Source organism: Proteus mirabilis HI4320 (assembly GCF_000069965.1).
GTDB classification, from domain to species: domain Bacteria; phylum Pseudomonadota; class Gammaproteobacteria; order Enterobacterales; family Enterobacteriaceae; genus Proteus; species Proteus mirabilis.
Window position 1 is genome coordinate 3,504,295 of the sequence record NC_010554.1, and the last position, 21,637, is coordinate 3,525,931.

The window sequence follows — 21,637 nt, forward strand, 5'->3', positions numbered from 1 at the left end:
TTTTAGTCTTTTACTTAAAATTCCAGTATAGAATCATATTTTTTCTAAAGTATGATTTATTTCTTTATAATAATATTCTAGTGAATATTTATTATATTGACTGTGAGAGTAAAAACCAGCTTCATTTTTATACTGCTTATTTATAGTCGTTATCATCTTCTTAATTTCACTAGTAGTAATATTATTTAATAAAATAGAGTTTTTTGATTTTTCTGCTATTTCTTTCATTCCACCATAGTTCATTGTGATAACTTTACATTTAGAAAAAATACCTTCAATTAATGATAGGGGAGCGTTTTCATAGCATAGTGAAGGTAATAATATGTAGTGAGATTTGTTTAATATTTCTTGTATATAATTTTTATCTTTAAACCCATATAATATTATATCAATGTTTTTTTCTTTTAATTTTTCTTTTAATCTAATAATTTTTTCTTTTAATTCTCCTTCGCCGAATATATTTATACTCAGTAATTTCTGAGAAGAAGTATCACAATTACAAATGCATTCAAGAAAATCATAAATACCTTTATCCTTTGTCAATCTACCAGCAAAGGTAATCATAATCTGTGAGTCACATTTTTTTATATTATTGTTGAATGCATTTAAATTATTAATTGGATTATAAATAAGTTTTTTATTTTCAAATGGCAACAAGTTATAAATGAAATTACTAGGACATATATAAGTATCTATAACTTTTCTTAAATCAAATAAAGAGTAATAAATATACCATTGAAGAATTCTAGCTAAGCCATGAATATAGGAACGTCTATCCAGTTTAGATGTTAACAATTTTAAAAAAGAAGGTGGAGTTACAAAAAAAGCTTTTTCTTTTCCTTTATAGTAACTCAAAGAATTGCTTGGTGATATAATATGATAATCATGAACAGTCATAATTATTTTACAATATGTATTTTTCTTCTTGTGTAGATATATAGCTAATAAAATTAAAGGACTAAGTAAGTTGTCATAATTATGTATATGTACAACATCTGGGGTTGTTTTTTCTAAAGTTGTTTTTAATTTTTTATATGCATTTATATTAAAAATATAATTTCTAGGATTGAAATTAAAATAGGTACTACCAAAGAAAGTATATGATTTCCAGCCTCTATCATCGAAACATTTTTTAGTATCATTAGTCACTTGGGCGCTACCGCCTTTGAGACTATTATCATTTATGAATAATATTTTTTTCATTGCTTAACTTTTTAGGGAATTTTTTTAAGAAATAGATGATTATGAGAAATAGTAATGTTAGTTTAAATGATGTAAAAAAATATGTTATTCCATACCATTGTATACGACATTGCATAATGTAAAAAACAATAAATATGTATTTTATATAATTATTTTTATTTTTAAATGTAAATGTAAAGAATAGAAAATATATTATATTAAATAAAATAACACCATAGCTAGAGAATGCAATATAAAATGGAGAATAAAAAAGTCCACCACCGACATTGTGTATATAATTATTTAAGAACCAAGTAATGTTTTCTTCTGAACTAACTCCTCCTCCTCCAGCCAAAGGTATAAAAGATTTAATTATGTTAAATAATGGAGTGAATGAGTTTCCATTATGCTCAACATACCAAATAGAGGAAAGATATACATGAATTACATCAACTACAGTACCTACAGATAATAGGGATTTTGTTATAAATAATGAGATATCTTGAATTTGAATATTAGACCTAGCAGCACCAATAATACTAGCTAAGATAGAGAAAGAAATTAATATAAGGAAAAGCTTTATTATATTAATTTTTCTTTCTGTTATATTACCATTACTATCTTTTTTCAATAAAAATAACAAAATAATAGTGATTATTGTATCTGCTCTTTCACCAGAAAGGAAGCATATTATTAATATAGTATAAGTAAGAATATTTATTACATCATATTTTTTGGATTTACTGAATAAAATAAAGATACTCAATACATTAAATACACCTCCCCATGAACCGAATATCAAATTATATCGTATCGTATCGCTTATTCCCATTGCTTTAGGGTATGCAATAAAAGAAATTAATAAAAACAAAAAAAATAAAATACAGCGAACTGGAATCCCTAAAGAAATAGTTTTTAGGCTAAAAATGGTTTTTCTATAACTTAGTGAAATAATTAGGATAAAAATATAACTAATGACTAGAGGGATGATTGAAGTAATCATATCCTGTTTATTATAGTAATTTAATCCTATCTGTTTAATTATCCTACCTACATCGTAGTTAAAACACATAATAAATATAATGAAAATAGGATAAGCATATATAACTAGGAATAATTTCATTAAATTACTTTTATAAAAAGTAATAGGTAAAAAAAATAAAATTAAAGAAGTTAATATTAACATTTTTTAAAAAAACCTATACCACACTTTTCTCTAATAATATTATTTTTGTTATCAAGTGTTTTTTCTATTAAAGTTAAGGATAAAACCCTAAACCATGTTGAAAAAATGTCGCTATCATCAATATATATTTTATAATCTTTAATCCCACTATAGCACCATGTTAGTTTTTGCTTAAATAGAAGGGAATAAATTATATTTTTATTTTTCATAAAAAAACTATTTTTTGCATCAATGTTTTTTCTTTTTAAAATCAAGCGTAGTGGTATTATATGAATAATGTTTTTCCAGTTAAAGTTACGTCTTTTAGCCCAACAAAAACCACCATCATAATTTTGATTTTTAGTGAGTGAGTTATAAGACTTTAATAGCGATTTTCTTATTTTATTTTTTTCTGCTCCGCTATTAAATAATCTACATAATATATCTATACCATCTAAATCATCACATGAACCTCCACCAGAGGCATATGAATATAACCCGTCATATTCTTGAATTAATAAAGTGCTATTAATTATTTCTTCCTTATGCTGAATATTAATTCCCAAATAATCAAAAAAGAATAAAAAGTGAAAAGCTCCAGCCATTTGGTTATGCAAACTAGATTTATTATTACAATCCCAATATCCAGTGTTATTAGATTGGTTCTTTATGAGCCATTCTATAATCGTTTGTATATAAATTTCATTTTCTAGCTCATAATTCTCTTGTTCATATATGAAAAAATAGAGAATAAACATAATATTGTTAGAAACTAACCATGGATTTTTCCAATTCAAATTTTCTAACCAAGATTTTAAATATGCTTTATCTTTGTATTCTTTTAGAAAAACTAAATTATGAGGTAGTTCTATATTTAACATGTCACATACCATAATTGCATGGTAAGTGATTTGGTGGCTTATATATTTATAATCATGTTGGTTTTTATTATTTTTTTCAATGATAGAATCATAGAATAAGCCATCATTATTTTGATGTTTTAGAATGTATGATACACTATCATCTGTTATTAAATTTTTTTGTTGCAATACTTCTAATGCAAGTAATGCAAAACTCGTTGATAAACAGCTTGCACAGCTACTTTTTTTAGAAAAAGAATATGAACCATTATCATTTTTTAATGAGTTTATAAAAATTAAGGCTTGCTTAGACCAGTTTTTTTCCATTTAAATTTATTTCCAAATAAAATATACTGAGATAATGTATTTAAACTAACAACAATTAAAGTACTATAAAAAATACCTATAAAACCATATAAATATAACAATGAAAAATCTAATATAACATTAATAATGCCAAAAAATAAGGTTGTTGACGCTACTATTTTTGCAAACCCTAAAGGAATGATTAAGGCTTGAGTTTGTAATATGGCAAATATCCTTATTGGGGCACAAGCTATGAGTAAGGGAATAATAGATGAATAAGTAGAATAAGGAATACCTAATAACTGAGTATTATAGTTATTTTTTAAAATATAGGATGATAATAAATATAAAGTAATACTTAACATAATACTTATGCAAAAGGAAATATTAGTTAATTTTTTTATTTTATCAATATTAGTATTAATAACTCTGGGGGCTAAAACTTGAGCTATTAATCCAAAAGGTAAAATGCAATACATCAATAAACGATCAAATATTTCATAGGTAGTAATTTCAGATAAATAATTATATTTACCTAATATTATTATATCTGCCTTTGTGTATAAAAATTGGCCAACAAACCCAATGCCGATAATTATAGAGTAAGATGTAACTTTTAATAAATATTTTTTATCAAAAGAAACTTTAGAAAATATTTTTTTTCTGCAATTGTAAATATATTGTAGTAACAATGATGAATAAAAAATAAGATTTAAAAGTAGCAATCCTGCTATTTTTAAATAGTACACAAGAGGAAATATTAAAAATAGACAAAGTAAAGCTGATAAAAAATTATATTTTGCATTTATTTTAAATTCTAGTTTTCCTCGATGAATACCATCAAAAATAGAACAAATTGGCATTATAGATAATGTTATTCCTAATAGTATTTTAAGATTAAATTCTAAATTTGATAAAACAAAAAAAATGATCCCAGATAGTGAAGTCAATACAAAGAAATAAGGAATAATTGATCTATATATCTTTTCTTCGTTTCCTTTATTTTCTGCTATTTCTTTCATTAGTGTGGTTGATAAGCCAAAATCTAAAAATAAGCTTAATGTAACTATTATTGTTGTAATATATATATATTCACCAAAATTATCAGCTCCTAGGTGTGAGGAACCATAAAATAAAATAATAAGTTGTAATAAGTGTTTAATACCACCCTGACTAAATTTATAAATAATATCATATATTAATTTTTTCATTAAATTATAGACTCACATTGCTTCATAATTCTTAGTGCTTGTTTCTTTAAACCATTATTTTCTTCTATTATATAGTGTGTGCTATATCTATATTTTTCAAGCGATGTTTTTACTGCCTCAATTTGTTCTTTCTTTTTATTTGAGGAAATAGAATTATTGTGAATTCTAAGTTTATATAGTGGTGTTTTTAGTAAAGCCATATTGAATTTTGCATGTTTAACTGCCAGAATAAAATTAAAATCCTGAGCATACTTTATCTCTTCATCGTAATTTATTTTTTCTATAATTTTTTTTCTAAAAAAGAAAGTTCCATGTATATGAGGGTTACCATATTTTAAAATTTTCTTCTTAAACGCGATACTTGAACGAATTTTAGGTATTAATCTAAGATTATTTTGAGCGGAAAATTGTATTGCTTGTGATGTACAGAAATCTATTTTATTTTTTATACAAAACTTTAGTTGTTCTTCTATTCTATTTTCTAAGCTAATGTCATCTGCATCTTGTCTAGCAATCCATGTTCCAGTTGCTAAATGTATTCCTTTATTGAGAGATTTTGTTAATCCTTCATTTTCTTTATCAATGAATATTATTCGGGGATCTCTTTTTTGGAATTCAGTGCATATATGCTTTGTATTGTCTGTAGAACCATCATTAATGACTATTATTTCTAGGTTTTTATGAGTTTGATTTATTATTGATTCTAATGATTCATGAATATATTTTTCTGCATTATAAGCTGAGATTATTATAGATACTTTTGTACTTTCTATATTTTGCATTTTTAGTAAAAACCTAATCTATTGTTTATTATATTATAATCAAAGCTACCGCACTAGGTTTACGGCCCCCAGAGCGCCAAAATTTCTCTTTTAAAACCCTTATCTATCTGTAATATAAGAGTTTTATTTTATAAGTATACTTTATCTGTACACAAACCCCACTGAGATTAGACTCTTCAAACCAGCGGGTCAAGTAATTGATGGGTATTCTAACATTGATTAGGTATATATAAGTATCGGAATATCGGCCGATTTGGCAAGATCATTCTGAATTATGTATAAAAGATAGGTATAAGAAGAATATGCTACCAATTTATTAATAAATGGTAGAGTTTGCTAATATATTAATTTTATTTTTTATTTAAATTGGTTGTTAGTAGGCGTTCTTTGTAACTATGATATCTTGCTGATTTATATAGTTTAAATGTTTTCTGTAGAAGGGGTAAGAACTCAGTGTAAACATTGTTATTTTATGTTATGTCATAGCTATTGATGCTCGATGATTATAATTATTTCAACTACTTTAAATGTTTATTGATATTCACTAATTTTATTTATTAATTTATAGTATATGCAATGTCGACTATAGGAAATAACATTTAATTAAAAATGAAAAATCATCCCAAAGTTAGTGTATTAATGTCAGTATATAATGATGCAGTACACTTAGAAGAAGCGATAAATTCTATTCTTAATCAAACAGTTAAAGATCTTGAATTTATCATTATTGATGATGGTTCTACTGATGTGTCTGTAGATATACTTAGACGATACGAAAAGCAAGATAGTCGAGTTAAAGTATATACTAATGAATCTAATATTGGATTAGCTAAGTCTTTGAATAAAGGTTTTTTACTCTCTTCTGGTGAGTATATTGCTCGTATGGATGCTGATGACTATGCATATCCTATCCGACTTCAAAAACAATTAGAGTTTATGGAGGCGCATAAAAATATCATGGTTTGTGGTACATCAATGGAAATTTATGAAGACCATAATAAGTTTATGGTTCCACCAACTGCACATAATGCCATTGCTGCGGGATTAATTTTTGGAACAAATTTTTATCATCCAACGGTGATGTTTAGAGCGAGTTTTATCGGAGATAATCAAATCACATATCCAGAAGATTACAAATATGCTCAGGATTATGGGTTATGGGTTAAATTATTAAAGTTGGGTAAAAAAGATATTTTTGCTAATTTAGAAGAACCTTTATTAAAATATCGAACCCATCCAGAAAAAAATAGAAAAAAATACTTTAATACACAAACTTCATTTGCTATAAAAACACAAATTAGCGCATTAGAGATATTTAGTATTAATGCAAATGAGAAAGTTTTATATGATTTGAATTTTTCCTCTGAATATCTCACATTAGATAATATAAAAAAATGTAATTCTTTGTTGGAAAAAATAAGAATTAAAAATATACAATCAAAACCTTACTTTTATAAGGAGCTTAAGGTTGCCATCATCAGAAAAAAAGTTTCTTTATTTAGGCGTTGTGAGAAGAAAAGTTTTTATTATCCTTATATGAAGTTGAAAGCTCGATTTATTTATTTAATTAATAGAAAAATAATTAAGTCCATAAACTAAGGGGATTCCCCTTAGTTTAACTTAAGATAGTTGCCAAAAATCATATCAACGTTTTTAACTTCTTCATTATTTAGTTCTTTATCCATTCCTGCTGATGGTATAAATGTTAATTCTCCAAAATGGATAATACCATTGTTTAAATATAAATCTACTCTAACAAAAGGAAATGGCTTAGACAGCTTTTCTGCATATTCAAATAGTTTTTGATAATTTTGAGGTTTCTCTAGTACAGTTGAAACATTTCTATTTTTATAATCAATACCATAGGGTAGTAGCTCCCATTCTTTATTAACAAAATAGAATTTGGGATGGTGAGATTCCCTTTCTGTGCATATCATTACAAATAGTGGTTTACCATGGAAACAAAATAATTTGTAATCGTATGGCAATTCATTATTTTTTGTTTCAATGAATTTTTCACAAATTATTTTTTTAGGTACATCTTTATAAACAAATTCTACAGATAAACGCCAATAATCTTCATTTAACCAAGTTGATAATTTTTGTTTTATTTTATCAGGAGATATACTATTTTTATCTCTACAAATAATATTGTATCCTGCTCCATGGTTGCATTTTAGTACAAATTTATTTGGTAATTCGGAAAAATTAATTTCATGTGGTTCTTCCCATACCTGATGGATTTCATTGAGTATCTCTTGACAGCCACATTCTTTAACATATTCTCTAGCCGCATATTTATCTGCACATTGTGTTACCAGCGGGTTATCTCTATATAAATTTAGTTTTAGCCATTGCAATTTTTCATTGAAAGTTTGCGGATGTCTCAAATCTAATTTTTTATTCATTCTTTCTTTATATATTGATTTTGTTATCAATTTTGGAAAAACATCACAGTACTTATAACGTAATTTATTTCTGATAATTTTTAAGTATTTATTCATTTTAACGATTAATTAAAGTTTAGTATTTTTGTATTTTAAATCTAAAGGCGGCTTTTAGATAGCTTATGTTTATTTTGTTTTCGGCAACCAAATCTCCACTCTTAACCCCCCTAATGGGCTATCGTCAGCTTTAACATGGCCTCGATGTTGACTAATTGCGGTTTCAACAATTGCCAGTCCTAGTCCTGTACCGCCGGATTCTCTATCACGTGCTTCGTCCGTACGATAAAAAGGTCGGAAAATATGCTCGCGATCTTCTGGGCTAACCCCTGGGCCATCATCATCAACAATAATAGTGATACCCTGATTTTGTTCGGTAAAAGCCACTTCAATACGAGAATGTGAATAACGCAAGGCATTGCGAACGATATTTTCAAAGGCACTCGCTAATGAATAAGGATTGCAATAAATCGTCCATGGGCCTGGCGGGGCGGTTACTGTTAGGGTTTTATTGCTTTGTTCTGCCTCAAATTTCGCATTATCTAAAATATCGTTCCAAAGCTCATTCGCTTTTACGGTTTCACGTAATAACTCATTTTTATACTGATTGCGGGAAAGCACTAATAAGTCATTGATCATGCCATCTAGCCGCTGTGTTTCTGTTTCAATACGCTCTAGCTCTTTACTTTCACCGCTACGACGACGTAGTAATGCACTGGCAAGCTGTAAACGAGTTAACGGGGTGCGCAACTCATGGGAGATATCAGAAATCAATCGCTGTTGCGCTTCAACCATACGCTCTAAGGCGCTGATCATCTGATTAAAACTGGTGCCTGCCGCTAAAAATTCTTGCGGGCCGGTTTCCAGTTCAGGGTGAGGGCGCAGATTACCTTTTGCCACATCATCCGCCGCATTTTTGAGTTTTCGGGCCGGTTTTGCCAAGCTCCAAGAGAGCCAAACCAGTAGCGGTGTACTGATAAGCATGGTGAATATCAGTAATAAAAGCGGTTTATCAAATAATAAATTGATAAAATCAGATTGCGGGCTACTTGATGGGCGCACTAAGTAAAGTTGGTAGTGATCTTCACCATCTCTAATGGAAAAGGGGCCTAACATCTCAGAGCGACCGTATTTTTTCTTTTTTGGATGGTCTGCATTATCAGACTGTCCCATAAAGTTTCTGACAACTTGTATTTCATTACGTTGAGCACCAATAATACGACCTTCACTGGTGACAATAATAAGACGTTGACCAGGTGGCGCCCATTTATCAATGGCGCGGATTAATCGCCGCCACCATAGCAGATCGTTAGCCGGATCTTGCGCTAGTTCGGCTTCTATATGTTGCTCTAGCATAACACCTTGACGGTATTCACTTTCAAGTAAAGTGGTAAGCTGGCGCGAGTCCAGCTTGGGTACCATCATAACTAGCACTAGAACTAATGCTAGTGTCAGCCAGAATATGGCGAATATACGCGCTGACAAACTGTTTATCATAAAGATTTTTTATTAAGTTATTGAAACCATAAGATAACCACGGCCACGTAATGTTTTAAACCAAGGCTGCCCGTCTGTTCTTTCCGGTAACTTACGACGTAAGTTGGAAATATGCATATCAATCGCTCTATCAAAAGGTGTTAAGCGTTTACCTAACACTTCTTGGCTGAGATGCTCGCGCGATACCACTTGTCCTAAATGCTGAGCAAGTAGATAAAGTAACGTAAACTCAGTACCTGTTAGCTCTAATGGTTCATTATCAAAGCTGGCCTCTTGTCTACCCGGATTAAGTTGTAACTTATCAACTTGCAATATGGGTGAGGTGTTGCCATCGGTCTGTTTCTGTTCACTCCAGTTGGAACGACGTAAAATAGCCCTAATGCGTGCAACTAGCTCTCTATCGTTAAATGGCTTAGGTAAATAGTCATCTGCTCCCAGCTCTAGGCCAAGTACACGATCAAGATCGCTGCCTCTTGCCGTTAACATAATGACAGGTGTTTGGAAATTTTGGCGTAACTCTTTAAGTGTCTCGATCCCGTTCTTACGTGGCATCATGATATCCAGTAATAACAAGTCAATAGACGCGTCCAGAAGTTTTAAGGCCTGTTCGCCGTCAGTGGCGAGCACAACATTAAAGCCTTCCATTTCAAGTAGTTCTTTCAATAGCGAGGTTAATTCGCGATCGTCATCCACTAATAAGATTTTATGCATTCGTCAATTCCTCCAAGAGAAAAATACGATAATAAATAGCGCGAATCTATGACTTTACGTTCTTTTACACGCTCTGACGCTAGTTTGCAGCCGTAAAGGTATAGTAATCCACATCGAGAACAATTACACATATTTAGGTCAGCATTAATAAGTCGGTATTATAACCGAATGAGGAGTGGGACAATGCGTAAAGTAGCAATGGTTGCACTAGCATCAATGTTTTTAGTAGCTCCGACGGTAGTAATGGCTGAAACATCAAATACAAATAATCAGCCTGCTGGGCAACAACAGTATAATGATAATTACCATTGTGGATACGGTTACGGTATGCATGATGGACGTGATAACCGAGGTCATCGTGGACAACGTGGCCATATGATGGGTAACAATAATTTCGGTGAGTCGCGTATGTTTAATGGTATTACATTAACAGAGCAACAACGCACTCAAATGCGCGATTTAATGCGCCAGCATCATCAAGATCGTTTTAATAACAGTGATTTTCGTCAGCGTCACGAAAATATGCATAAGCTAATTACCGCGGATAAGTTTGATGAAGCAGCGGTAAGAGCGCAAATACAAGATATGGACAAACAAGCAATAGAGCGCCGAGTTGAAATGGCGAAAGTTCATAATCAAATGTATCAGCTATTAACCCCAGAGCAAAAAGCGCAGCTAGAAAAGAATTATCAACAGCGTGTCTCTTCTGTTAGTCAGCAAAACCAGCAAACTCAAGAGAAAGCTAATTAGTGATTAAGTAAAGTCCTTTAGTAATGTAGTAAGAGTGTAGTAAAGCAGTACCTAGTTAGAGAGTAAGTAGCAACAACGAAGTTTTTTCCTTGCCATAGACACCATCCCTGTCTTTTGCAGCCCCTCTGGAGAGGGGCTTTTTTTTGCTCTTTTGTTTACCATTCCTTTTAAAACAAAGAGTTAGATTTCATTTTTAAGGGTAATAAAAGTCTGCTAAAGTCTTTAAAGGTGGACGTTTTTGGCTGTCCGTGGACACTTTGTGGACATTTTAAAGACTTATAAATGCTAGATTTCCTCTTTACTTTTTAGTGGGTTAAATTAGTGGCTTCTTTCCCGTTTCTTGCGACTATACTTCGGTAAAGTAATACCACCTACTTTTTATTTCTGTCTAACCTCTATGAAAAAAGAAAGGATAAAAATGTAATAACGTTTTTTTGTCAGTTTTGTTCTTTGTTTTTAGGTACAAATTCTAAATTTTTATTTACGGTAAAAACATTGCTGATGATTTAACAATAACTCAACGTGAACAGCTGAGAGCAATGTTAGAAATGATTAAAAAAAGGGGGGATCATGACTAAACGTGATATTTTTTCTGAGCTTCAAGAAGGAATGAATGCGTGGAGTGAATTTAATGAAGGGAAAAAAACACTAAAGACTCACCGTATTAATGTTAAGCCTCTTTCTATGACGCCAGCAGAAGTAAAAGCAGTACGTGAAAAATTGAATTTATCTCAAGCTGTTTTTGCTCAGTATTTACATACGGGGGTTACAACATTACAAAACTGGGAGCAAGGGATAGTAAAACCGAATAAACAAGCGGTTTTACTACTTAAAATGGTTGAAAAAAGACCGGATACGTTGATTGAGCTAGCAGGACTTTGATGTCGGTATGTTTAACGATAACTGAATAATTAACCCCTCTGGAGAGGGGCTTTTTTTTGCGTTTTTAATTTTATTATTGATATATTATTTTATCTTCTGGTAGTGAATTATAATCGATTCATTCTTCCTTAATTAATCTAATCAACTACAACAACGCCTCTGGAGATTCAGGTAAAATCTGTCCGCCATCGACAATAATGGTTTGACCGGTAATATATTTTGCTTCATTAGAGGCAAAGAATGCGGCGGCATAGCCGATATCTTCAGGCTCCCCTAAGGTATGGGTTGGGATAGAGGCCTTCATTTGATTAAGATAGGTCTCTCCTTGGGCTTGTAAGCCTTCGGTTAAAATATTGCCGGGCATAACGGCATTAATGGTAATACCGTGGCGTGCATATTCTAGTGCAGCACTGCGCATAAAGCCTAACTGACCTGCTTTGCTTGCTCCGTAATGGCTCCAGCCCGGATAGCCAGTAATGGCGCCTGTAATAGAAGAGGTGATGATCACACGGCCATATTGTTGTTTTTCCATTACCGCAAGGGCTGCTTTTACTAAGAAAAACATTCCTTTTAAATTGACGGTATGCATTTTATCCCAATCAGCTTCGCTCATCTCTTTAATTGTCGCTTGGGGGAAAATACCGGTATTAGAGCAAAGAATATCGAGTTTGCCATACTGTTTAACAATATCATTGACTACTTGTTCACAGGCTGCTTGAGAGGTGACATCAAGGTGCATAAAATCAACACCAAGTGCTTCTTTGGTTGCGTTACCTGCTACATCATCAATATCAGCAATAATAACCTGTGCACCGCTGTTTTTTAATGCGCTAACAATGCCTTTACCAATACCTTTTGCTCCGCCGGAAACTAAAGCAATTTTACCCGTTAAATCAAACATAAAACCTCCTACTGTACTGTTTGTTATACTGTATCAGCCTTATTGTATAAACGGTAAATTAACGCAAAATTTTTGTCATCAGTCACAATTGTGTAGGGTGGGCGCTTCTTCTATTTATGCCGAATGACAAAAAAGTATCGATAACAGCGCGCAAAGTGTTAAGCAAACCGTCAATAAGCCCATTACACTTTATATCTTGATAGTAATATATGGCTAACACACTGTTTTTTGAGATAGATAGCAAAAGGCTGTAAAGTATCTGTATAAAAAGTGTTAACTTATCGGTGTAATACAGAGACGATAGACTAGTATAGTATTTATACAGGCTACTCAATTAATTTAATGCGCATCAAGTTTATAAAAAAAAATGTACGTTGATGATGAAGTGATAAAAAATATGCGTACAATGGGGTTGTTGAATCAATTCAGCATTTGAGATATCGGTGGATTACGTTCGTGAAGCCGGTATTAAGATAACAGTTATTCCAACAATATATTGCAATAATGATATCGAATAAGAATCAGAGGTAATCATGGTTAATGGGATCAAAAGAATTGGGGTTTTAACAAGTGGTGGTGATGCACCGGGTATGAATGCCGCGATCCGTGGTGTTGTCCGTGCAGCACTCAGCGAAGGTTTAGAAGTGTACGGTATTTTTGATGGCTATATGGGCTTATATGAAAACCGTATGAAAAAACTCGATCGCTTTAGTGTGTCAGACATGATCAACCGTGGTGGTACTTTTTTAGGCTCTGCGCGTTTCCCAGAATTCCGCGAAGATAATGTGCGTGCCGTTGCTATTGAAAATATGAAGCAAAATGAGCTAGATGCACTGGTGGTTATCGGGGGAGATGGTTCTTATCTGGGGGCGAAAAAATTAACTGAAGCGGGTTTCCCATGTATTGGTTTACCGGGCACCATTGATAATGACGTTGCGGGTACTGATTACACTATTGGCTATTTCACGGCGTTAGAAACGGCGGTAGAAGCGATTGACCGCTTACGTGATACCTCAACATCCCATAAACGTATCTCTATCGTTGAAGTGATGGGACGTTATTGTGGTGATTTAACCTTATCCGCTGCTATTGCGGGTGGTTGTGAGTTCGTGGTGTTGCCTGAATCCGAATTACCTTTTGATCGTGATGAATTATTAGCAGAAATTAAAGCGGGTATTGAGCGTGGTAAACGTCATGCTATCGTGGCAATTACTGAACATGTGTGTGATGTACATGAGCTGGCACGTTTTATTGAAGCAGAAACCAAACATGAAACACGTGCCACTGTATTAGGCCATATTCAACGTGGCGGCTCTCCGGTTGCTTACGATCGTATTTTAGCCTCTCGTATGGGTGCTTACTCTGTACAACTGCTACTTGAAGGTTATGGTGGTCGTTGTGTAGGGATCCAAAATGAAAAACTGGTTCACCATGATATTATTGATGCGGTTATGAATATGAAACGTGTCTTTAAAGCCGATTGGTATGAAACTGCGAAAAAACTGTATTAAGCCATAGTTTTACTCTATTACCAGAGCCTTTCTGAGTTATATCCTTATTCGTGGACTGTTCTGATGCAATATCAGCTTGTATCAGAACAGCTTCCCGAGTGAAAACATTTCATTCTACGCGCTTTTCTTCTCTTATCTGATGGGTAATGACTGTGTGAGTCCCCCGTTTTCTCAACTATATAGCTGTTACGTATAACAGTCTGTTTTTTATTATTTCATCGTTATAAATCTTTCTGTCAGCCTAGTTAAACAAAACAAATAAACCAACTAGAAATAGGATAGGGGTAGATAACGATGTTAAAACGATGGGGATTATTGACAACGCTAGCGCTGACGGCACTGTTTACACAAAGCATCTGGGCGAAGGATATTCAGTTATTAAATGTCTCTTACGATCCGACTCGAGAGCTTTATCAACAATATAACCACGCATTTAGTCAATATTGGCAACAAAAAACCGGCGATCATGTGACTATTCGTCAATCTCATGGTGGCTCTGGTAAACAGGCAACCGCCGTAATTAATGGTATTGAAGCGGATATTGTCACCCTCGCATTAGCTTATGATATTGATGCCATTGCACAAAGAGGGCGTATAGATAAGCAGTGGATCACCCGCTTACCTGATAACTCAGCACCTTACACCTCAACCATTGTTTTTTTAGTGAGAAAAGGTAATCCCAAACAGATAACCGACTGGGATTCTTTAATTAAACCCGGTGTATCGATTATCACACCTAATCCTAAAACCTCCGGTGGAGCAAGATGGAATTATCTGGCTGCATGGGGATATGGATTAAAGGCCAATCAGCAAGACAGTGAAAAAGCGAAAGCCTTTGTAAAGTCACTGTATCAACAGGTTGAAGTATTAGACTCCGGCGCAAGAGGCGCGACAAATACTTTTGTTGAGCGTGGTATTGGTGATGTGTTAATTGCATGGGAAAATGAAGCGCTACTGGCGATTAATGAGTTAGGTACAGATAAGTTTGAAATAGTCACCCCTTCCGTCTCTATTTTGGCAGAGCCAACCGTCTCTGTGGTGGATAAAGTGGTTGATAAGCGAGGTACGCGGGAAGTGGCAACCGCTTATTTAGAGTATCTTTATTCACCTCAAGGGCAAGAAATTGCTGCTAAAAACTATTATCGTCCAAGAGATAAAAGCATTGCTGAAAAATATCAAAAACGTTTTCCAGCCCTGCAATTATTCACTATTGATGAGCTTTTTGGCGATTGGCAATCAGCACAACAAACTCATTTTGCCACCGGGGGAATATTTGATGAAATCAGCCGACGTGATTAGCGAGTAACGCATAAAAAAATCACCTTCTGTTAAGACACAGTAAGGTGATTTTCGCGATAGTTATTTATCGGTAAGATAACGATTTGCTATCAAAGTTATTTTTTCGCTTTTGCTTCTGCTGCCGCTTTCACGATAACAGCAAAGGCATCCGCTTTCAGTGACGCGCCACCAACCAATGCTCCGTCGATATCAGGTTGGCTAAATAGCTCTGCTGCGTTTTTATCGTTGACTGAACCGCCGTATTGAATAATGACTTGCTCAGCGATAGCCGCATCTTGTTTAGCGATATGATCACGAATAAATTTATGTACCGCTTGTGCTTGTGCAGGCGTTGCTGATTTACCTGTACCGATCGCCCAAATAGGTTCATAAGCGATCACTGCATCTTTGAATGCTTGTGCACCATGTGCATTTAAAATCGCGTCGATTTGACGTGCGCACACTTCTTGTGTTTTACCAGCTTCATTTTCTGCTTCTGTTTCACCGATACATAACACAGGTGTTAAGCCTAACTCTTTTAACACACCAAATTTTTGTGCGATAAATTCATCAGATTCTTTATGGTAAGTACGACGTTCAGAGTGACCGATGATCACGTATTTAACATCAACGTTTTTCAGCATTTCTGGGGAAGTTTCGCCAGTGAAAGCACCAGATAAGTTAACACCGGTATCTTGGGCACCTAACGCAATACGGCTTCCACCGATTTCATGACGAGCTTGGCACAGATAAACTGTTGGTGGTGCAATAGCAACATCACATCCAGCAACACCGCTGATTTCTTTACGTAATGCAGCGATTAATTCATGAACCATATGAATGCTGCCGTTAAGTTTCCAGTTACCCATGACTAATGGATGGCGCATAACTTTTCCTCCAACCGAGTGGTTTAAATTTAATTTATCGATAAACTCAAATTCTGTTGATGCACAACAGTATAGAGAACATTGAATAGAATAGCTTTGTTTTTTATCACGGAATAGCTGAATCGATATTGCTATTGAGTGAAAGCTTAATCGGTTCAATGGCAAAGGTCGTTAGTTGATTGTCCTCGTGGGCAATAATATAGCGAATAGCACCGACATTATGGCTAATATAAGCAGGCACATCTTGTTTAACAGCAAATAAATTGAGCACCTCTTGAATTTGCGTTGCATTAATGGAGGGATCAAACTGTGTCACTAATGCAGTGATATAGCGCATTGCAGTATCTTGATGCTCTTTTTCGATTTGTGGCGTATCAAGTGAATGGATCAGGGTGAGCTGTAGACTCTTAATTTTTTCACTGCCACGCTCTAATACGGCTGATGAGTATAAATAAGGGGTTATTCGTGTCGCGGCCCTGACTAACGGAATAGTAATATCGTTGTTGGTGATAATTTTATATTCATTGAGAAATAACGTCGCATTATTTTGATTGAATTTAGCTCTTATCTCCGGAATGGTGGTTTCAAAAACAGGGGCATCCTGTTTAAGGTAAAGAATATCATCTTTAGTTGGGGGTTGATGAGCAATAGAGGGCGACGCTGCCATAGCAAGGGTTGGCAAAGATAAAGCGATGCTTATTATGATAAGTGCTAACTGAGTAAGCGTGCTTTTTTTTATCATCTGTCCTCCTTGGTCTGTTGTGCGATAGAATATTATAAAATCACTCTGTATTATTTGATGTTAAATGGACAGCTTAATTCACTAAAATAAGTCTATATTGAGAAATTATTAATGACCTTACAACATTGGGCCTTTTCATTCAAAGGGCGAATTGGACGCCGTGACTTTTGGGCGGGTTTTGCACTCTGTTTTGTGCTGTTTTGCGGATTATATACAGTTAATCAGCACTATTCATTGCCTGCTGTGCTGGTGGGGATAATTTCGCTGGCTATTTTATATCCGTTATGTGCCATTTTTACTAAGCGACTTCACGATAGAAATAAACGTGGTGCATGGCTGTTACTATTGTTGCTGGCGGTGATGCTAGGATTGACTGATACCAGTAGTTTAGAGCCCTTTTGGCAATGGGCGATAGGTCGTTTTCTCCCTTCATTTATTATGATGATCATGTTGTTAGATTGTGGGGTGTTTATTGGCACCCAAGGAGAAAACTATTTTGGTGCCACGACTGAAAAGGTTGACTACTCAAGTTTTTGTTAAAGTGTGTAACTGCTAAACAGTCAGGGCTGAATAAAGTGCTATTCAGCCCTGATGTTATCATTACCAATACTGTTCACTGGTGATATGTCCCGGTTTACGGCGTAAATGTTTTCTCATATCACGCTGTGTTTTCAGTAACTGTTGCGTGTCTCTTACCATTTCTGGATTACCACATAGCATAATATGGCTCTCTTCTGGGGAAATGGTTAATCCTACGGTTTTTTCTAATGCACCACTTTCAATTAATGCTGGAATGCGCCCGGTTAGTGAACCTATATGATTTTCACGGCTGACAATAGTTTGGATACGCAGTTTCCCTTGGTAGCGTTCAGCTAACTGCTCCATTAATGGTAGATAGCTTAAATCACGGGCGTAGCGTACTGCATGGACTAAAACAATATTTTCGAAACGGTCGAGATCATCACCAAGTTGTAAAATAGAGAGAAATGGCCCGATCGCCGTACCTGTTGATAACATCCATAAGGTATTCGCGCTAGGTACCTCTTCTAAAACAAAAAAACCACTGGCTTGTTCTGTCACTAAGAGTTCATCACCAACAGTTAACGCTGCTAAGCGTGGGCTGAGTTTACCTTCAGGTACAGTGACTAGATAGAACTCTAAGTTGGGATCTTGCGGGGAGTTAACATAAGAGTAGGCGCGTTGTATACGTTCACCGTCAATTTCGAGTGCCAGTTTGGCAAATTGACCTGCTGTAAACTTATCGATAGGGGCGTGTACAACCAAACTGATTAATGTATCTGTCCAATGCCTAACTTGAATGACTTTTCCAGTAACCCAATTTGCCATAATCTCTTATCTCCTTTTTAGGAAAGCGCTTATGTCGATAATTTATTCTAAAGAGGAAGGGCGTTTTTATTTATCAAGATGATGTGATGGCGATATTAATCTGTAGTTTCGTTAATCGTTAATACAAAATGTACATTTATATTGACAACGATGGTGTTTTTCACTGACATCGTTGACGAGATAAAAATGGCTGACTACTTCGCAAATTTTGCTAGATTTGTTACCTTAGTCTCATTATTTAGCGCAAGTGCATTTTGCAGAGTTTATTTTATCAAAGCTCTGTAGCACTTTCCTGTCCGTTAATCGGTTAATTTTTAATTTCTGAGCAAAGAAAAGAAATGAGAAAGTTAGAACATGCAAATCTGTTATTACTGATTATTGCACTGGTTGCTGTCGGTCAAATGACACAGACGATTTATGTTCCTGTGATTGCTGATATGGCTGTCTATTTTGGTGAGCCAACAGGTGCTGTACAGCAAGTAATGGGCGCATATCTGTTTTCTTATGGTTTTTCACAATTAATTTATGGCCCTATTTCTGACCGAGTAGGGCGTCGTCCGGTTATTTTAGTGGGGATGAGTATTTTCTGTTTAGCGACGATCGTGGCTATTTTTTCACAGAACTTAACTACCTTAGTGATCGCCAGTACCTTACAAGGAATGGGGACTGGGGTCGCAGGGGTAATGACCCGTACTCAGCCTCGTGATCTCTATACCGGTACTGCGTTACGCTATGCCAATAGCTTATTAAATATGGGGGTGTTAGTCAGCCCACTCTTAGCGCCAATGATCGGTGGGGTGGTGGCGCACTTCTTTGGCTGGCATGCCTGTTATATCTTCCTATTATTATTAGGAGGAAGTGTACTCTTTAGTATGTATCACTGGATGCCAGAAACCCGACCTGTACAGGCTGAAAGACGCAGTATGTTGTCATCTTTTTATTTATTGCTGTCCAACAGTACTTTTAGTGCTTTTTTGATCATGTTGATTTGTGCATTATCAGGTATTGCCGTATTTGAAGCTTCCAGCGGTGTGTTGATGGGAGGCGTGTTGGGTTTAAATAGTATTACTATCAGTATTCTATTTATTTTACCTATTCCCGCGGCCTTCTTTGGTGCGTGGTACGCAGGGCGTGAAGGTAAAACCTTTGTGCAATTGATGTGGCACTCCGTATTTTGCTGTGTAGCAGCAGGTATTTTAATGTGGCTTCCCGGCTGGCTGAATATTATTAATATTTGGACTTTACTGGTGCCCGCTGCCCTGTTTTTCTTTGGCGCTGGGATGCTATTTCCGCTGGCAACGACAGGGGCGATGGAGCCATTCCCTTATTTAGCCGGAGCGGCTGGTGCGTTGGTGGGCGGATTGCAAAATGTTGGCTCAGGGATAGCAACGTGGTTCTCTGCACTATTGCCACAGCATAATCAATTTAGCTTAGGAATGATTATGTTTATTATGTCAGTGGCTATTATGTTGTGTTGGATCCCGTTATCACACCGTTTTAGTCATCAGCAGAATACGGTTTAATGACTACCTTTAAGTTTTCGCCAATAAAAATGCCGATAGTGTATACCTACTATCGGCATTTGTTTTATGTCGCCTAGGCGACTTCTCTCTCATAGGGGGTGATTAGCGATTAACCGCGATCTTCCCATTCTTGTGCGCGGGCAACCGCTTTTTTCCAGCCGTTATAACGATAATTACGCTCTGTGGTTTCAATACCTGGGCGGAACTCTTTATCAATCTCGGCTTTATTTTTTACCTCTTCCAGATCAGACCAGAAACCTACCGCAAGGCCTGCAAGGAACGCAGCCCCTAACGCAGTACTTTCACGTACCACAGGACGTTCAACACGGGTACCTAAGATGTCAGATTGGAACTGCATTAAGAAGTTATTGGCAACGGCACCACCATCTACACGTAGTGCTTGTAAGCGTGCTCCAGAGTCTGCTTGCATCGCATCAAGGACATCGCGGGTTTGATAAGCGATAGATTCTAAAGTCGCTCGAATAATATGATTACGGTTAGCACCACGGGTTAAACCGAAGATAGCGCCACGGGCATACGGATCCCAATAAGGTGCACCTAAGCCAGTAAATGCAGGTACGACATAAACACCGTTGGTGTCATTAACTTTAGTGGCAAAGTATTCTGAGTCAGTTGCTTCATCAATTAATTTTAGCTCATCACGTAGCCACTGAATGGAAGCACCACCGACGAAGACTGCACCTTCTAAGGCATAGTTTACTTCACCACGTGGGCCACAGCAGATAGTGGTTAATAGACCGTGGTTAGAGCGCACGGCTTCTTTACCTGTATTCATCAGCAAGAAGCAGCCTGTTCCGTAGGTGTTTTTTGCCATACCGCTTTGTACACAGAGCTGACCATAGAGTGCCGCTTGTTGGTCACCAGCCATACCGGCGATAGGAATACGTGTACCACCTTTACCACCAATGTTGGTTTGACCATAAACTTCAGAAGAAGGCACCACTTTAGGTAGCATATTGCGGGGAATATTCAGCAGATCGAGGATTTTTTGATCCCAATCTAAAGAGTGAATATTAAACAACATAGTACGTGAAGCGTTGGTATAATCTGTTACGTGAACACGACCTTGTGTCATTTTCCAGACTAACCAAGTATCAACGGTACCAAAGAGTAACTCTCCTTTTTCTGCTCGTTCACGAGCGCCTTCAACATTATCGAGGATCCATTTTAATTTGGTGCCTGAAAAATAGGGGTCAACCATAAGCCCAGTATTTTGACGAATGTACTCTTCAACCCCTTCTTGATCTTTTAAGCGAGTACAAAAGTCTGCAGTACGGCGACATTGCCACACGATAGCATTATAGATAGGTTTACCGGTCTCTTTTTCCCAGACGATAGTCGTTTCACGTTGGTTGGTAATACCGATACCGGCAACATGATCAGAAGGGATGTCTTCTTTGGCCAATACTTCAATTAGCGTTGCGCTTTGAGTTGCCCAGATTTCCATTGGATCGTGCTCAACCCAGCCGGGCTTAGGATAAATTTGGGTAAATTCGCGTTGTGAGATGCTAACAATGTTGGAGTCATGATCGATTACGACAGCGCGTGAACTGGTTGTTCCCTGATCCAGAGCAACGATATATTTTTTTTCACTATTCGATTTGTTTGTTTCTGTTGTCATGTTAGTAACCTGTTTT

General features: G+C 35.4%; 20 protein-coding genes. 7 read left to right on the top strand and 13 right to left on the bottom strand.

Translation table 11 applies throughout. The features are described 5' to 3' along the window. Positions 1 to 33 precede the first annotated feature (33 nt). Genes PMI_RS15780 through PMI_RS15800 form a run of 5 tightly spaced genes read right to left on the bottom strand, consistent with a single transcriptional unit; the run spans position 34 to position 5,506 of the window. Positions 34 to 1,203 (bottom strand): glycosyltransferase, encoded by a 1,170-nt coding sequence (locus PMI_RS15780; protein ID WP_012368667.1) that lies wholly within the window; start codon positions 1,201 to 1,203, stop codon positions 34 to 36. Next, positions 1,178 to 2,368, bottom strand: coding sequence for an O-antigen polymerase (locus PMI_RS15785; protein WP_012368668.1), 1,191 nt, complete (start codon positions 2,366 to 2,368; stop codon positions 1,178 to 1,180). Before PMI_RS15785 ends, PMI_RS15780 begins: the two co-directional genes overlap by 26 nt. Beyond that, positions 2,362 to 3,534: a prenyltransferase/squalene oxidase repeat-containing protein gene (locus tag PMI_RS15790; protein WP_012368669.1), complete on the bottom strand. Its 1,173-nt coding sequence runs from the start codon at positions 3,532 to 3,534 to the stop codon at positions 2,362 to 2,364. Before PMI_RS15790 ends, PMI_RS15785 begins: the two co-directional genes overlap by 7 nt. Next, positions 3,504 to 4,724 (bottom strand): oligosaccharide flippase family protein, encoded by a 1,221-nt coding sequence (locus PMI_RS15795; protein ID WP_012368670.1) that lies wholly within the window; start codon positions 4,722 to 4,724, stop codon positions 3,504 to 3,506. The genes PMI_RS15790 and PMI_RS15795 overlap by 31 nt, the downstream gene beginning before the upstream one ends. After that, on the bottom strand, positions 4,724 to 5,506 hold the full coding sequence (locus tag PMI_RS15800; protein WP_012368671.1) for a glycosyltransferase family 2 protein: 783 nt from the start codon (positions 5,504 to 5,506) through the stop codon (positions 4,724 to 4,726). Before PMI_RS15800 ends, PMI_RS15795 begins: the two co-directional genes overlap by 1 nt. A 639-nt stretch (positions 5,507 to 6,145) precedes the next feature. Between PMI_RS15800 and PMI_RS15805 the strand changes: the two genes are divergently transcribed. Next, positions 6,146 to 7,105, top strand: a complete 960-nt coding sequence (locus tag PMI_RS15805; RefSeq protein ID WP_232504896.1) for a glycosyltransferase family 2 protein — start codon at positions 6,146 to 6,148, stop codon at positions 7,103 to 7,105. Between the two features lie 11 nt (positions 7,106 to 7,116). Here the strand turns inward: PMI_RS15805 and PMI_RS15810 are convergent, their stop codons facing one another. The 3 genes from PMI_RS15810 to cpxR all read right to left on the bottom strand — a co-directional run bounded on the left by PMI_RS15810 (position 7,117) and on the right by cpxR (position 10,158). Further along, complete coding sequence (locus PMI_RS15810; protein ID WP_223304294.1) at positions 7,117 to 7,914, bottom strand: ATP-grasp fold amidoligase family protein; 798 nt, start codon at positions 7,912 to 7,914, stop codon at positions 7,117 to 7,119. Positions 7,915 to 8,079: 165 nt separating this feature from the next. Beyond that, positions 8,080 to 9,447, bottom strand: coding sequence for an envelope stress sensor histidine kinase CpxA (gene cpxA, locus PMI_RS15815; protein WP_004249903.1), 1,368 nt, complete (start codon positions 9,445 to 9,447; stop codon positions 8,080 to 8,082). A gap of 12 nt (positions 9,448 to 9,459) precedes the next feature. Next, positions 9,460 to 10,158, bottom strand: a complete 699-nt coding sequence (gene cpxR, locus PMI_RS15820; RefSeq protein WP_004246432.1) for an envelope stress response regulator transcription factor CpxR — start codon at positions 10,156 to 10,158, stop codon at positions 9,460 to 9,462. A gap of 183 nt (positions 10,159 to 10,341) precedes the next feature. Between cpxR and cpxP the strand changes: the two genes are divergently transcribed. Together cpxP and PMI_RS15830 are read left to right on the top strand one after the other, a co-directional pair. After that, positions 10,342 to 10,908 carry a cell-envelope stress modulator CpxP gene (gene cpxP / locus PMI_RS15825; protein WP_004249721.1) on the top strand — a complete coding sequence of 189 codons (567 nt, stop codon included), beginning with the start codon at positions 10,342 to 10,344 and terminating at the stop codon, positions 10,906 to 10,908. A gap of 570 nt (positions 10,909 to 11,478) precedes the next feature. After that, entirely contained in the window at positions 11,479 to 11,790 is a 312-nt protein-coding gene (locus PMI_RS15830) for a helix-turn-helix domain-containing protein (protein WP_012368673.1), read from the top strand. Between the two features lie 145 nt (positions 11,791 to 11,935). Here PMI_RS15830 and fabG read toward each other — a convergent pair whose 3' ends face one another. After that, positions 11,936 to 12,691, bottom strand: coding sequence for a 3-oxoacyl-ACP reductase FabG (gene fabG, locus PMI_RS15835; RefSeq protein ID WP_012368674.1), 756 nt, complete (start codon positions 12,689 to 12,691; stop codon positions 11,936 to 11,938). Between the two features lie 533 nt (positions 12,692 to 13,224). On the opposite strand from fabG, the gene pfkA reads away from it, so the two are divergent. Beyond that, positions 13,225 to 14,202: a 6-phosphofructokinase gene (gene pfkA / locus PMI_RS15840; protein ID WP_004246429.1), complete on the top strand. Its 978-nt coding sequence runs from the start codon at positions 13,225 to 13,227 to the stop codon at positions 14,200 to 14,202. 294 nt (positions 14,203 to 14,496) lie between these two features. Further along, positions 14,497 to 15,501 carry a sulfate ABC transporter substrate-binding protein gene (locus PMI_RS15845; RefSeq protein ID WP_012368675.1) on the top strand — a complete coding sequence of 335 codons (1,005 nt, stop codon included), beginning with the start codon at positions 14,497 to 14,499 and terminating at the stop codon, positions 15,499 to 15,501. Positions 15,502 to 15,596: 95 nt separating this feature from the next. Here PMI_RS15845 and tpiA read toward each other — a convergent pair whose 3' ends face one another. Beyond that, positions 15,597 to 16,367: a triose-phosphate isomerase gene (gene tpiA, locus PMI_RS15850; protein ID WP_004249716.1), complete on the bottom strand. Its 771-nt coding sequence runs from the start codon at positions 16,365 to 16,367 to the stop codon at positions 15,597 to 15,599. A gap of 106 nt (positions 16,368 to 16,473) precedes the next feature. Then, the gene (locus tag PMI_RS15855; protein ID WP_012368676.1) at positions 16,474 to 17,109 is read right to left on the bottom strand and encodes a DUF1454 family protein; all 636 of its coding nucleotides are present in this window, start codon (positions 17,107 to 17,109) and stop codon (positions 16,474 to 16,476) included. Positions 17,110 to 17,220: 111 nt separating this feature from the next. Here PMI_RS15855 and PMI_RS15860 point away from each other — a divergent pair, with 111 nt between their 5' ends. After that, positions 17,221 to 17,649 carry a DUF805 domain-containing protein gene (locus PMI_RS15860; RefSeq protein ID WP_012368677.1) on the top strand — a complete coding sequence of 143 codons (429 nt, stop codon included), beginning with the start codon at positions 17,221 to 17,223 and terminating at the stop codon, positions 17,647 to 17,649. A 60-nt stretch (positions 17,650 to 17,709) separates the two neighbouring features. On the opposite strand, the gene fpr is transcribed toward PMI_RS15860, so the two are convergent. Beyond that, positions 17,710 to 18,456, bottom strand: a complete 747-nt coding sequence (gene fpr / locus PMI_RS15865) for a ferredoxin--NADP(+) reductase (protein ID WP_004249898.1) — start codon at positions 18,454 to 18,456, stop codon at positions 17,710 to 17,712. Between the two features lie 338 nt (positions 18,457 to 18,794). Between fpr and emrD the strand changes: the two genes are divergently transcribed. Beyond that, on the top strand, positions 18,795 to 19,979 hold the full coding sequence (gene emrD / locus PMI_RS15870) for a multidrug efflux MFS transporter EmrD (RefSeq protein WP_004246423.1): 1,185 nt from the start codon (positions 18,795 to 18,797) through the stop codon (positions 19,977 to 19,979). 109 nt (positions 19,980 to 20,088) lie between these two features. On the opposite strand, the gene glpK is transcribed toward emrD, so the two are convergent. After that, the gene (gene glpK / locus PMI_RS15875) at positions 20,089 to 21,621 is read right to left on the bottom strand and encodes a glycerol kinase GlpK (protein ID WP_012368678.1); all 1,533 of its coding nucleotides are present in this window, start codon (positions 21,619 to 21,621) and stop codon (positions 20,089 to 20,091) included. Positions 21,622 to 21,637 lie beyond the last annotated feature (16 nt).